This window comes from Stenotrophomonas sp. STEN014, assembly GCF_056760315.1.
This window is the reverse complement of sequence record NZ_JBRREN010000009.1, coordinates 90,158-103,217: the sequence shown is the minus strand read 5'-3', so window position 1 is coordinate 103,217 and position 13,060 is coordinate 90,158. Positions and strand designations below refer to the sequence as shown.

Genomic DNA, 13,060 nt, shown 5'->3' with positions numbered 1-13,060 from the left:
AGGGGAAGGGCCGCGCGAGCGGCCCTTTTCCCGTGAACAGCAGCGCTAGGGAAGATCGTCGGCGATGGCAAAGCTGTTGCGGCCTTCGCTCTTGGCCCGGTACAACGCCGCATCGGCACGCGAGAACCAGTCCTGCCAGTGCTGTTCGCCGCCATACATTGCCGCGCCCAGCGAGATGGTGATGCGTCCGTCAGGCCCGTTCAGCGCCTGGAAGACCGCATTGCGTATGCGTTCGCTGAAGCAGGCCAGCGCTTCGCGCGAGCCGGTTTCGGCCAGTATCACGAACTCCTCGCCACCGAAGCGGAATACCTTGTCGTTGTCGCGAAGCTCGGCGTGCAGGATGGCGGCAAGATCGGACAATGCCGCATCACCTGCAGCATGGCCATGACGGTCATTGACCTCTTTGAAATGGTCGATATCCAGCACCACCAGCGCCTGCCGGAAGCGGTTTTCGCGCGCACCGTTGATCTGTTGTTGCAGGGCTTTTTCCAGCGCGCGGCGATTGGGCAGGCCGGTCAGTGCGTCCAGCGAGGCCAGAAGCTCCAGCCGGGTGTGATCGCCCTGGAGGCGTCGTGAAAAGCGATAGCCGAAGCCGAAGATCAGGATGATGACCACCAGCGCCTGCAGATCCGGAGGCGGGCCGCGCAGCAGCGGGGGCATGGCGATCAGGCCGGCGACCAGCAGCAGGTTGGCGGGTGTTGCAATGCTCTGACGCACGAGGAAGAAATTGGCCATCAAGGCCAGGTACGACCAGGGCAGCGCGCTCCTGTCCAGCAGCCCTGCGGCGAGCAGGCAGCCGGTGATATGCGCGATGCACAGCAACAGACCCGCCGCGCCCATCCTTGGAGCGCGCCTGTAGATCAGAGTGCAGGCGATGACCGCAGGGATCGCGACGGCTGCGCTGCACAGTGCCCATCCCCATTGGCGGTTGAGCGCCAGCCAGACACTGAAGAACAGCAGCAGCAGGCTGGTGGTCGGGGCAATGGTGCGCAATGGCACCCTGCGCAACTCGTGTGGCAGGTCGGGAGAAGAGGGGGAAGGACCGCTGACGGGTTCCATGGTTCGCGAACGATAGCAGGCTGTGGGGCGATGTTGGATTTCGCCTGAATTGGACTCTTCAAGCGCTGGCAGGTTCCCTTGTGATGGAGTACAAATGTACTCCATGAGTGACCTTAGTCCCCGCCGTGCCGCGATCCTCGCCTTCATCCATGACCGTATCGACGGGCAAGGACAGCCACCGACGCTGGCTGAAATCGCCCAGGCCTGCGGTCTGGCCTCGCGCGGGGCGGCCCGCAAGCATGTCTTGGCGCTCTCCGAAGCCGGATTGATCGATGTCACCGCCGGACAGGCCCGCGGTATCCGGCCGGCTGATTTCCGCGCTCGCGCCGACCGGTTGCAGGTTCCCATCCTGGGGCGGGTGGCGGCCGGCCTCCCTATCGGTGCCGATGCCGGACTGGTGGATACGTTGGAGCTGGATGCGCGGCTGTTTGCGGCCCGGCCGGATTATCTGCTGCGCGTGCAGGGCGATTCGATGATCGAAGACGGCATCCTGGATGGCGACCTGGTCGCCGTACGTCGCGCGGATGACGCGTACGACGGACAGACGGTGGTGGCACGGCTGGAGGGCGAGTTGACCATCAAGCGTCTGTCGCGCGGCGGCGCCCACGTGCGCCTGCTGCCACGGAATCCGGCCTATGCGCCGATAGAGATACAGCCGGATCAGGAGTTCGCCATCGAGGGCGTGTTCTGTGGGCTGGTGCGACGCGGCTGATGGGCGCGGTCGTTGCCCTCGACAGCCTGTTGCAGGAACGCCGTGTCTGGCGTGGACGGCCGGCTGCGCTGCCGGCCAGCCGGCAACCTACCGGGCATCCGCTGTTGGACGAAGTCTTGCCGAGCGGTGGCTGGCCGGAGGCGGCACTGAGCGAAATCCTGCTGCCTGCCGAGGGGGTGGGGGAGTTGCGCCTGCTGTGGCCCACGCTGACGCGGTTGACCCGTGCCGGAGAACGGGTGGTGCTGGTGGCGCCGCCGCATATTCCCTATGCGCCGGCCTGGCAGGCGGCGGGAGTGGATCTTCGCCAGGTGCAGGTGGTGCAGGCCGACGGGTTGCGCGATGCATTGTGGGCCAGTGAGCAGTGTCTGCGCTCGGGTAGTTGTGGCGCGGTGCTGTGCTGGCCCCAGTTGACCGAAGACAAGGCGCTGCGGCGCTTGCAGGTGGCGGCCGAATCCGGGCGGACACTGGGGTTTGCGTGCCGGCCGTTGCAGGCGGTGTGCAATCCGTCGCCCGCGGCGTTGCGTATCGCCATCGATGCGCAGCCGGCGCAGCTGCGGGTGCTCAAGTGCCGGGGCGGGATGCCTCCGTCCCGGCCGCTGCCGTTTGCACGGATGCAGTGAGGCACCATGCGCTGGGCCTGCATTCTGCTGCCACATCTGGCCATGGACGGCGTGCTGCGTGGTTGCGCCGAACCGGCGCTGCCGCGCGTGCTGGTCAGTGGTCCGGCCCAACGGCGGGTGCTGCATTCGGTGAGCCCGGCCGCCGCAGCGCTGGGATTGAAGGCGGGTCAGTCGCTGGTGACCGCACAGGCATTGGTTGCCGGTTTCCAGGTGCAGCCCTATGCACCGCAGATGCAGACGCATTGGCAGGAATTTCTGGCGGCATGGGCCTACCGCTTCAGTTCGCAGGTAAGTCTGCAATACGCACAGGCATTGGTCATCGAGGTCGAACACAGCCTGGGTCTGTTTGGTCCGTGGCCACAATTCGAGGCGCGCTTGCGGCGTGAGCTGGACGCGCTGGGTTTCCGCCATCGCATCGCCCTGGCCCCCAATCCGGTGGCGGCGCGGGCGCTGGCCAATGCCGGCGACGGCCTGGTTGTGGATGAGGCCGGACTGGCCGCGCTGCTGGGCCAGTTGCCGGTGGCGCGGGCAGGTTTCGGGGCTGCGGCCGCTGCGGCGTTGGCGCGCATGGGCGTGCGCAAGGTCCGGCAGTTGCAGGCGCTGCCGCGTGCCAGCATAAACCGCCGGTTTGCTCCGGAAGTACTGCAGCATCTGGATGCATTGCTCGGTGAGCGTGCTTTCGTATTGCAGCCTTATCAGCCGCCGGAGGTGTTCGAACTGCGCATCGAACTGGGCTATGAAGTGGAATCCTCGCAGGCGTTGCTGTTCCCGTTGCGGCGGCTGACCTCCGACCTGGCTGCGTTTCTGGCCGGGCGCGATGGCAGCGTGCAACGGTTTTCACTGTTGCTGGAGCATGAAGACCGGCCGTTGACCTGCATCGATATCGGCCTGCTTTCAGCCGAACGCGATGCCGGGTTGCTGTTCGATATCGCGCGCAGCCGCCTGGAGCAGGCGGAAATTCCCGCCCCGGTGCGCCAGTTCGGGCTGCGTGCTGACCAGCTGCCTGTATTTGTGCCGGAATATCGGGAGCTGTTTGATGCCCGGCCCCAGCAGAGCATGCCGTGGGAGCAGCTGCGCGAACGTCTGCGCGCACGCCTGGGCGACCAGGCGGTGCACGGGCTGCGTGTGCATGCCGACCATCGCCCGGAACAGGCGTGGCGGAGCGACATGGCAGGCCTGGCGGGTGATGTCCCGGCCCTGTTGCGCCCCGGTTGGCTGCTGCGCGAACCCCGGCCGTGGCCAGGGGCGGCGCCGGAGCTGCTGTCCGGGCCGGAGCGGATTGAAAGTGGCTGGTGGGAGGCGGATATACGGCGGGACTACTACCGGGTCGCTACTCGCTTCGGCCAGCAGGCCTGGGCCTGGCGCGACGTGGGTGGCGAAGGCGGGTTCATGCTGCATGGCTGGTTTGCATGAGTGAGGGATATGCCGAGCTGCATTGCTTGTCGGCCTTCAGTTTCCAGCGCGGCGCCTCGACTGCGGATGAGCTGTTTGCCCGCGCCAGGCAACACGCCTACAGCGCGCTGGCGATCACCGACGAATGCTCGCTGGCCGGCATCGTGCGCGCACTGCGTGCATCGGAAGCCAGTGGCGTGCCGTTGATTGTCGGCAGTGAAATACAGCTGGAGGCTGGCCCTCGGCTGGTGTTGCTGGTGGAGGATGACAACGGCTACCGCAGCCTGTGCTGGCTGATCACCCAGGCCCGGCGACGTGCCGACAAGGGCCAATACCGGCTGCTGGCCGAGGATCTCGATCAGGTGGATCGCAACGGTCTGCTGGCGCTGTGGCTGCCGCCGGCGGTGCCGGAGCCGGCGCACGGGTGTCGCCTGCGGGAATGGTTTCCTGATCGTTGCTGGATCGCGGTCGAGCTGCATCATGGGGCGGATGATCCAGGGCGCCTTCAGTTATTGCAGCGCCTGGGCGCGGAGCTGGGGATGCCGCTGGTGGCGTCCGGTGATGTGCACATGCACGCGCGGGGGCGGCGTGCCCTGCAGGACGTGATGACGGCTATCCGCCACCGCGTCACCGTGGCCGACGCCGGTCATCTGCTGTTTCCCAACGGCGAGCGGCATCTGCGGCCGCTGTCCGCCCTGCGGTCGATCTATCCGTCCGCGCTGCTGCGCGAAACGCTGCGGATAGCAGCGCGTTGTACCGGCTTCGATCTGAGAAAAGCCGTGGACTACCTGTATCCCAGTGAGCTGGTGCCTGCCGGCCATACGCCGCAAAGCTGGCTGGCTGAGCTGGTGAGGCAGGGCGCTTGCAGACGTTGGCCGCAAGGGACGAGCCCCCAGGCGCAGGCACTCATCGACAAGGAGCTGGCGTTGATCGCCCGCAAGCGCTATGCCTCCTATTTCCTCACCGTGCATGACCTGGTGGCCCACGCCCGCAGCCTTGGCATCCTCTGCCAGGGGCGCGGTTCGGCGGCCAACTCGGTAGTGTGCTTCGTACTGGGAATCACCGAGCTGGATCCTTCGCACAGCCACCTGCTGTTCGAGCGTTTCATTTCAGAAGATCGCGACGAACCGCCGGATATCGACGTCGATTTCGAGCACGAGCGGCGGGAGGAAGTCATCCAGTATGTGTTTGCACGTTACGGACGCGAGCGGGCCGCGTTGGCTGCGGTAGCCACCCAGTACGGCGGACGCGGGGCGATCCGCGATGTGGCGCGGGTGCTGGGGATGCCCGGTGACGCGATCAGCCGGCTGACCAGCTGTATCGGTCAGTGGTCGGACCGCCTGCCCGACGGGGAGCGATTGCGCGAGCACGGGTTCGACCCGGACAGCCCGCTGCTGCATCGCATCCTGGTGCTGGCTGGCGAACTGATCGACTTTCCGCACTACCTGTCGCAGCACCCCGGCGGGTTCGTCATTTCCGAGCGGCCATTGCACAGCATGGTGCCGGTGGAGAACGCCGCGATGGCCGCACGCACGGTGATTCAGTGGGACAAGGATGACCTGGAGTTCCTAGGCCTGATGAAGGTCGACGTGCTGGCTCTGGGCATGCTTACCGCAGTGCGGCGCTGCTTCGATCTGATACGGCACCATCGCGGGCGTCAGCTCACACTGGCCACGATTCCACAGGAGGACGCGGACACCTACGCCATGATCAGCCGTGCCGACACGGTGGGTGTATTCCAGATCGAATCACGCGCACAGATGGCGATGCTGCCGCGATTGCGGCCACAGACGTTCTACGACCTGGTGATTGAAGTGGCGATCGTGCGCCCGGGGCCGATCCAGGGGGATATGGTGCATCCCTATCTGCGGCGTCGAACCGGTGAGGAGCAGGTCAGCTATCCCTCACCGGCGTTGGAGCAGGTGCTGGAGCGCACCTTGGGAGTGCCGCTGTTCCAGGAGCAGGTGATGCAGATCGCGATGGTCGCGGCCGGTTACAACGCCAGCGAGGCCGATGCGCTGCGGCGCTCGATGGCGGCATGGAAACGCCATGGCGGCCTGGAGCATCATCGCGAGCGTCTGACTGCGGGGATGTTGGCGCGCGGCTATCCCTTGGAATTTGCAGAACGTATCTTCGAGCAGATCAAAGGCTTCGGCAGCTACGGTTTTCCGGAAAGCCATGCCGCCAGCTTCGCGCTGATCGCCTATGCCAGCAGCTGGCTCAAATGCCACTACCCGGCCGAGTTCGCCTGCGCCTTGCTCAACAGCCAACCGATGGGCTTTTACAGCCCGGACCAGCTGCTGCAGGATGTGCGTCGACATGGCGTCGCAACGCGGCCGCTGGACGTGCGCTACAGCGGCTGGGACTGCTCGCTGGAACCCGAGCGCGATGGCCGGCGCCTGGCGATCCGTCTGGGGTTCTGCCTGGTGCGCGGCTTCAATCAGGCAGATGCGCTGCGTATCGAGCAGGCGAGGGCACAGCGGGCGTTCGCCGATGTCGCCGACCTGTGCCAGCGAGCGGCGCTGGATGGTCGCACCCGCGCGCTGCTGGCTGATTCCGGCGCTTTGCGCGGAATGGCGGGGCATCGCCACCGCGCGCGCTGGGTGGTCGCCGGCGTGGAAGCGATGCGGCCGTTGTTCCAGGGCCTGGCCGAGACCGACGAGGCGGCGGTGCCCTTGCCGATGCCAAGCGCGGGGGAGGATCTGGTGGCCGACTATGCCCTGCTGGGCACCACCCTGTCCGCCCATCCCCTGTCACGTCTGCGGGCGCAGTTGCGGGCCCGGCGCTGCCGCAGCTCCAACGATCTGGCAACGATGCCGGCTGCAGGCCACGTGGTGGTTGCCGGGCTGGTGCGTGGTCGCCAGCGCCCGCAGACCGCCAGTGGCGTTACCTTCCTGACGCTGGAGGATGAGTTTGGCCAGATCAACGTTGTGGTCTGGCGGCAGCTTGCCGAGCGCCAGCGCCAGGTCTTCCTTGAATCCCGCCTGATGCAGGTCAGCGGACGCCTCGAAGTCGAAAACGACGTACGGCATCTTGTCGCCCGCCGCCTGGAGGATCTGACTCCGCTGCTGGCGGGGCTGGATGTGCAAAGCCGGGATTTTCATTGAATGACGCCGGCTCAGTGATTCGCTTGGGGAGCACGGACGCCCCGGTTTCGAGCAGCGCAACAACCTGGAGGGCAATCCTCGCGCATTGCGAAGGGATTGCCTCAAAGAAACCCGCATGGGAGTAACTTGTCTGGCGGAAGGACTCGCCGGATCGCGGTTGTAGTGGATCATTTCAGGCAAGAAAAAAGCCCCGATTTCTCGGAGCTTTTTAGAAATGGCGTCCCCACGGGGATTCGAACCCCGGTCGCCACCGTGAAAGGGTGATGTCCTAGGCCTCTAGACGATGGGGACGCGTATTCTGAAAATCTCAAGTTGTAAGTCCGAACGGCCTAAAGTCCGGATTTGGTGGAGCCAAGCGGGATCGAACCGCTGACCTCCTGCATGCCATGCAGGCGCTCTCCCAGCTGAGCTATGGCCCCACGTTGCTTTGCGAGCGCGCTATTATAGCGGGCTTTTGCTGGAATGGAAGAGGTGGGCTTCCTCTTTGGGACCGCTTGGGAGTGCGGTTCCTCCAACAAAAAAGACCCGGTTTCTTGGGTCTTTAGTTTTACTTGATGAATGGCGTCCCCACGGGGATTCGAACCCCGGTCGCCACCGTGAAAGGGTGATGTCCTAGGCCTCTAGACGATGGGGACGCGTAAACTTCATCAAATTTTTCGACAATCCAGACGGCCTAATGTCCGGATTTGGTGGAGCCAAGCGGGATCGAACCGCTGACCTCCTGCATGCCATGCAGGCGCTCTCCCAGCTGAGCTATGGCCCCGACGTTGCCGAGGAGGAAATAGTAACGGGGCTTTGTTTTTCCCGCAAGCAATTTGTTAAAAAATTTCACGACTGTTTATGCGGATGCGGGCTGCGTGCTCTGTCAACCACACAGCAGGCATTTGCCTGACATCCGCCTACGGATATTTCCGGCATCCACAGTTGGTCTGCCCGGATAGCGTCAATGCTGTCGCTGGCCCTACGGAGGGGAGATGCCTATCTGGATGATGTCTTCGATTCTGGCGTTGCAGCTCGCCGGTGGGCAATCCGCATTGCGCGTCTTCAAGTGCATGGATGCAGGAATCACGGCCTATCAATCCACGCCGTGCACAAGCCGCCAAGTGACCTCCTGGGAGGTGGCTTCCGAGCGCGTAGATCCCGAAATCGAGCGGAAGCTGGAGCAACTGCGCGCGGAGCTGCGCAGCCGGAAAAGCTTGGAGGTAGCCGTCGCCCGTGGCGGGAGCCGATCACGCTTGCGCCGGCAGAGCGTCCCATCCCCCACTGCCTGTGAGCGCGCCAGGTCGGGGAGAGAGGCCGCCTTCAAGAAGGCCGGCCACAAGCGGAGTTTTCACCTGTCAAGCCGCTGGGACAACGCAGTCCATGATGCATGTCGATGAGCGGATCTGCACTCTGGCAGAGCATGCGGTTCTTGAAGTTGTAACGCGTTGGCAGGGGCAGTGAAAAATGCGGAGGCCCCCGACCGGGTGGCAGCCGAGGGCGCACGGCGCATCACTTCAGCAATTCCTGTATGGGTGTTTGTCATGCTGCTCGATACCGCAGGTGCGTTCACTACGGTTCTTGCCTGCAGCTTCTTCTTTCCCCGGCTCGGCACCTGGAATTCGGGGACATCCACGGGCGCAGTGGAAGCCGGGGCTCCCCCGGATGGGGGCGTCGCAGATCGGGCTCCCCCAATTTGACCCGGGTGCCTAACCGGCGCAAGCTCAAGCCCTGCGTTGCACAACCCAGGACCGGAGATCATGACTGCTGTCACTTCGATGAGTGCACCGGGCGACAAGCTGCCCTCTTCGCGCCTTTGGCGGGTGTTCTGGCTGCAGGGCGTGCTTCCCAGCAACCTTTTATGGGCAGGAGCGATGTGGGCTCTGGCGCACGGCAAGTTACCGCTGCTGCTGGGGCTGTTCGTGGTACTGCTGCTGTACACCGGCTGGATCATCCCGGCGGTATGGCGCGCTTCGGCCAATGCTCGAACGCCCGGGTATGGATTGGCCGCGCGTGGCTTGACCGTTGCATGGGGATTGAACACGGTGCTGGTGGTGTTCTTTCTGACCCTGCAACTGTTGGCTCAATAAAATTGAATGGGATCACCCTCCCGGTCGAAGGCCGCGAAACGGCTGATTTGTCCGTTGTTGATGGCATCGACCATCAGCCTTAGCGGTTGAGCGGCTTCATCACCGGAAGGAGGGATCCCGGCGCGACCTTCCATGGCGGCGACAAACACCAGATCCCAGGTCAGGCCGGTGTTGCCGGACTCGCTGGCCAGTGCGCGGAATGAGGCGATTTCCTGCGGTGCCTTGTCCACGCACAGCACTGGCGTCAGGGTGCCGCCTTCTCCCTGGGCATGGCGCTCATGCTGGTCGCGGGTAGGGGATTCGGGAAGTTCGGTGCGGACAAATACGAACAGCAGGCGCTGCGGTTGCCCCTGTTCGCCGGCAGCACGCAGCAGATCATCGAAGTTGCTCAGCATCATGATGGAGTTCACGGGAAGCAGGTCCGGGAACAGGCATGCTGCCATAACCATCACGCAACCGGCGGGGATGAAGACTTGATTTAAGTCATGTCACTGCAGCATCTCGCCACGTAGGCTGGCGCCGGGCCGCTGCTGAAAGGGCTGGTACCCCGGGCGAGCATGGAAATCTCGAGTCAGGAGGTGATACAGCCATGAATCAACTTGCTGACGGCTTCGGTCGCCGCTTTCCCTATCTCCGGCTGTCGCTCACCGAGGCCTGCAACTTCCGTTGCCGCTATTGTCTGCCTGAGGGCTATCAGGCAGACGGTCGACCGAAATTCCTGACGGTCGACGAAATCGCCCGGCTGGTGCGCGCATTTGCGATCCTGGGCATGCACAAGATCCGCCTGACCGGGGGCGAGCCCAGCCTGCGCAAGGATCTGGAGCAGATCATCGCCACCGTGGCGCAGGTGCCGGGCATCCGCAAGGTCGCCATCACCACCAATGGCACCTTGTTGCCACGACATCTGCCGGGGTGGTGTCGCGCCGGTCTCAACGCGTTGAACGTGAGCATGGACAGCCTGCAGCGCGAGCGCTTCCGTGCCATCACCGGGCACGACCGGTTACCGCAAATCATGGAAGGCATCGCCCTGGCACAGGCCTTGGGCATTCCATCGATCAAGCTCAACGCGGTACTGCTGCGTGGCGTCAATGACGATGAGCTTCCGCAATGGATGGAGTTCCTGCGCGAGCGTCCGCTGAGCATCCGCTTCATTGAATTGATGCGCACCGGTGACAACGCCGATTATTTCGAGCGCTATCACCTGCGTGCCGAGGTGTTGGTCGAGCAACTGCTGGCCGCCGGATGGAGTGAGCGTGCGCGCGCCGCCGATGCCGGCCCGGCCCGTGAGTTCGCCCATCCCGACTACTGCGGGCGTGTGGGCATCATCGCGCCGTATTCGCGCGATTTCTGTCGAGGCTGCAACCGTTTGCGCGTGACCGCCCGCGGCGACTTGCGGTTATGCCTGTTTGGCGACTTCGGGGTGCCGTTGCGACCGCTGCTGCAATCAGATGATGACAGTGATGCGCTGTTGGCGTGCATCACCACCCAGTTGGGCTTGAAGGCGGCCGGGCACGGACTGCATCAGGGCCTGACCGGCTTGACCCCGCACCTGGCCTCGATTGGAGGATGAAAGAACGATGAGCGTTGGAATGAGTGCGGCCTTCCACATGGCAGATGTCCGTGACAAACGCGTGACCCGGCGTCGTGCGGTGGCAGTGGGTGAGCTGATTGCCGGACCCGCGGCGTATCCGATGATCGTCGAGCGCCGGCTGCCCAAAGGCGATGCCCTGGTGATGGCGGAGATCGCCGGGCTGCAGGGGGCCAAGTCGGCCTCGACACTTATGCCTTTGTGCCATCCATTGCCGCTGGAACTGGTGCGCGTGTACTGCGCGCCGGTGCCCGAACGGCAGGCGATCCGGGTGTGGTGCGAATGCGCCAGTGAAGCGCGTACCGGCGTGGAGATGGAGGCACTGGCCGGTGTCAATGCCGCCCTACTCACGCTGTATGACCTGAGCAAGCCGGTTGAGCCGGCACTGGAAATCAGTGGTATCCGCCTGCTGTTCAAGGAAGGTGGCAAGAGTGGGGTGTGGATGCATCCACAGGGCATGGCGACCGACGAGCTGGCACGCTTCCAGCCGCGTTCGCCCAAAGGACTGCACGGCACGCGCTGCGCGGTGATCACCCTCAGTGACCGTGCGAGCGATGGCCGCTATATCGACGAGTCCGGCCCAGGCCTGGTGCAGGGGCTGCAGACACTCGGTGGCGATGTGGAAGCGGTGGAAGTGCTGCCGGACGGTATCGAGCCACTGGCGGGGCGTCTGCAGGCGCTGGCAGCTGAGGGGGTGCGACTGTGCATCTGCACCGGCGGCACCGGACTGGGGCCGCGTGATCTCACCCCCGAAGCCTTGCAGTCGCTGGGGGGACGTCGTGTCGAAGGGCTGGCCGAGATGGTGCGCAGCCTCAGCGCGCAGCATACCCAGCACGCCTGGTTGAGTCGCGCTGAAGTGGTGCAGCTGGGCACGATGCTGGTGATCGCATTGCCGGGAAGCCCACGTGCGGCAAAGCAGTGTCTGGATATCTTGGCACCGCTGCTGGGCCATGCGCTGGCCATGATCGGCGGTGGCAGCCATGACGAAGGCGGGCATGCATGATCAGTTATGCCGAGGCGCTGCACCATCTGATGGCGGCGGCCCAGCCGTTGCCGGCTGAAACATTGCCGCTGGAACGGGCGGAAGGACGTACGCTGGCAGTGGCCGTGACTAGCATGCAAGCACTGCCGCCGTTCAACAACTCGGCGATGGATGGATTCGCGCTGCGTGCCGCCGGTGCGGTGGTTGCCGGCGGCAGCACTTTCGAGGTGCAGGGCTGGCAGGCTGCCGGCGATGCCACAGCCCGAGGCGGGGCCGGCGCCTGGGAAATCATGACCGGTGCACGGATGCCCGAAGGTCTGGACAGCGTCGTGCCGGTGGAGCAGGTCGAGGTCCTGGAGGCCGATGCCGGGCGACCGCTGCGTATCCGCCTGCGGGAGGCGCTCAAGCCCGGGCAGCATGTACGCCTTCGCGGGCAGGACGTGGAGCTCGGCGAGGTGGTGCTTGTCGCAGGCACGTTGCTCGACATCAATGCCTTGACCCTGTTGCAGGCGATCGGCACGGTCAGCGTGCCGGTCCGCCAGCAGCCGCGCGTGGCAGTCATCGCCACCGGCAAGGAGCTGGTCAGTGACGCCGGGCAGGCGCTGGAATCGGGACAGATCCGCGACAGCAATCGGCCATATCTGGTCCGCCGGCTGAAAGCGGCGGGGGCCAAGGTGGTGTGGCAGGGCGGGGTGGCCGATGAGGTGGCGGCTTTCACCCGGGCGCTGGAGGACGCACTGCAAGCAGGGGCGCGGCTTCTGGTCAGTACCGGTGCGGTGTCGCAAGGGCGCTACGACTTCATTCCCGATGCCTTGCGTGCACGTGGCGCGCAGATCATTTTCCACAAAGTCGCGATCCGCCCGGGCAAGCCATTGCTGTTCGCGCGGCTGCCGGACGGCGCGTTGTATTTCGGCCTGCCCGGCAATCCGGTCTCGGCGGCGGTGGGCCAGCGTTTTTTTGTCGAGCCGGTCTTGCGCCGACTGTTGGGACTGGAGGATGAACCGGTTTTGCAGCTGCCGCTGCAGGCCGACGTGCGCAAGCCACCGGGGCTGCGCGCGTATGTCCGCGCCCGGGTGGAAGTGGATGCGGCAGGACGCTTGAGTGTCCGCGTGCTGGGTGGGCAGGAATCGTTCCGTTTGAAGACCACGCTGCAGGCCAATGCCTGGGCGGTACTGGAGGAAGAGGGCGGTCTCGCCGTTGCCGGCACGCCGGTTCGTGTACAGGGCTGGGGTCACTGCGAACCGGTGCAACTGGTTGCACAGGAGATGTCATGAAACAGATGCAGGTTCAGCTGTTCGGCGCGTTTTCGGATCTGGATCCGCAGCGCGAGATCGAGGTGGTCACGCATGGCGAGCACATCGCGGATCTGCGCCAGGCATTGCGTGAATTGATCGTGCAGCGCTGGCCACAGTTCCGCGCGGGGCTTATCGACTACTCCGTTTTTGCCGACGAGCAGCGGGTGTTGCGTGACGATGATCCGCTGCCGGACGATGGTCGTGTTGCCATCCTGCCTCCCGTCAGCGGAGGCTGA

General features: G+C 64.7%; 11 protein-coding genes and 4 tRNA genes. 9 read left to right on the top strand and 6 right to left on the bottom strand.

The genetic code is table 11. From position 1 onward, the window contains the following. Positions 1–45 precede the first annotated feature (45 nt). The gene (locus tag ACVOMC_RS12880) at positions 46–1,059 is read right to left on the bottom strand and encodes a GGDEF domain-containing protein (RefSeq protein ID WP_481524272.1); all 1,014 of its coding nucleotides are present in this window, start codon (positions 1,057–1,059) and stop codon (positions 46–48) included. A gap of 103 nt (positions 1,060–1,162) precedes the next feature. Here ACVOMC_RS12880 and lexA point away from each other — a divergent pair, with 103 nt between their 5' ends. From lexA to ACVOMC_RS12860, 4 genes are read left to right on the top strand one after another with little or no spacing between them, the layout of a single operon-like run. After that, complete coding sequence (lexA, locus tag ACVOMC_RS12875) at positions 1,163–1,771, top strand: transcriptional repressor LexA (RefSeq protein ID WP_481524271.1); 609 nt, start codon at positions 1,163–1,165, stop codon at positions 1,769–1,771. Continuing rightward, the gene (imuA, locus tag ACVOMC_RS12870; protein ID WP_057505806.1) at positions 1,771–2,391 is read left to right on the top strand and encodes a translesion DNA synthesis-associated protein ImuA; all 621 of its coding nucleotides are present in this window, start codon (positions 1,771–1,773) and stop codon (positions 2,389–2,391) included. The genes lexA and imuA overlap by 1 nt, the downstream gene beginning before the upstream one ends. A gap of 6 nt (positions 2,392–2,397) precedes the next feature. After that, the gene (locus tag ACVOMC_RS12865; RefSeq protein WP_481524270.1) at positions 2,398–3,804 is read left to right on the top strand and encodes a Y-family DNA polymerase; all 1,407 of its coding nucleotides are present in this window, start codon (positions 2,398–2,400) and stop codon (positions 3,802–3,804) included. Beyond that, complete coding sequence (locus ACVOMC_RS12860) at positions 3,801–6,890, top strand: error-prone DNA polymerase (protein ID WP_481524269.1); 3,090 nt, start codon at positions 3,801–3,803, stop codon at positions 6,888–6,890. The genes ACVOMC_RS12865 and ACVOMC_RS12860 overlap by 4 nt, the downstream gene beginning before the upstream one ends. A gap of 215 nt (positions 6,891–7,105) precedes the next feature. Here ACVOMC_RS12860 and ACVOMC_RS12855 read toward each other — a convergent pair. The 4 genes from ACVOMC_RS12855 to ACVOMC_RS12840 all read right to left on the bottom strand — a co-directional run bounded on the left by ACVOMC_RS12855 (position 7,106) and on the right by ACVOMC_RS12840 (position 7,653). Then, positions 7,106–7,181: transfer RNA gene (locus ACVOMC_RS12855), tRNA-Glu, on the bottom strand. Between the two features lie 52 nt (positions 7,182–7,233). Next, positions 7,234–7,309 (bottom strand) — tRNA-Ala (locus ACVOMC_RS12850). Between the two features lie 140 nt (positions 7,310–7,449). Then, a tRNA-Glu gene (locus tag ACVOMC_RS12845) sits at positions 7,450–7,525 on the bottom strand. Between the two features lie 52 nt (positions 7,526–7,577). Next, positions 7,578–7,653: transfer RNA gene (locus tag ACVOMC_RS12840), tRNA-Ala, on the bottom strand. A 976-nt stretch (positions 7,654–8,629) separates the two neighbouring features. On the opposite strand from ACVOMC_RS12840, the gene ACVOMC_RS12835 reads away from it, so the two are divergent. Beyond that, positions 8,630–8,959, top strand: a complete 330-nt coding sequence (locus tag ACVOMC_RS12835; protein ID WP_481524268.1) for a hypothetical protein — start codon at positions 8,630–8,632, stop codon at positions 8,957–8,959. Here ACVOMC_RS12835 and ACVOMC_RS12830 read toward each other — a convergent pair. Continuing rightward, positions 8,953–9,357, bottom strand: a complete 405-nt coding sequence (locus ACVOMC_RS12830) for a ribonucleotide reductase subunit alpha (protein ID WP_481524315.1) — start codon at positions 9,355–9,357, stop codon at positions 8,953–8,955. The genes ACVOMC_RS12835 and ACVOMC_RS12830 overlap by 7 nt on opposite strands. A 191-nt stretch (positions 9,358–9,548) precedes the next feature. Between ACVOMC_RS12830 and moaA the strand changes: the two genes are divergently transcribed. From moaA to ACVOMC_RS12810, 4 genes are read left to right on the top strand one after another with little or no spacing between them, the layout of a single operon-like run. After that, the gene (gene moaA, locus ACVOMC_RS12825) at positions 9,549–10,529 is read left to right on the top strand and encodes a GTP 3',8-cyclase MoaA (protein ID WP_481524267.1); all 981 of its coding nucleotides are present in this window, start codon (positions 9,549–9,551) and stop codon (positions 10,527–10,529) included. Positions 10,530–10,536: 7 nt separating this feature from the next. After that, complete coding sequence (gene moaCB / locus ACVOMC_RS12820; RefSeq protein WP_481524266.1) at positions 10,537–11,550, top strand: bifunctional molybdenum cofactor biosynthesis protein MoaC/MoaB; 1,014 nt, start codon at positions 10,537–10,539, stop codon at positions 11,548–11,550. After that, complete coding sequence (locus tag ACVOMC_RS12815) at positions 11,547–12,803, top strand: molybdopterin molybdotransferase MoeA (RefSeq protein WP_481524265.1); 1,257 nt, start codon at positions 11,547–11,549, stop codon at positions 12,801–12,803. Before moaCB ends, ACVOMC_RS12815 begins: the two co-directional genes overlap by 4 nt. Continuing rightward, positions 12,800–13,060: a MoaD/ThiS family protein gene (locus ACVOMC_RS12810; RefSeq protein ID WP_054656886.1), complete on the top strand. Its 261-nt coding sequence runs from the start codon at positions 12,800–12,802 to the stop codon at positions 13,058–13,060. Before ACVOMC_RS12815 ends, ACVOMC_RS12810 begins: the two co-directional genes overlap by 4 nt.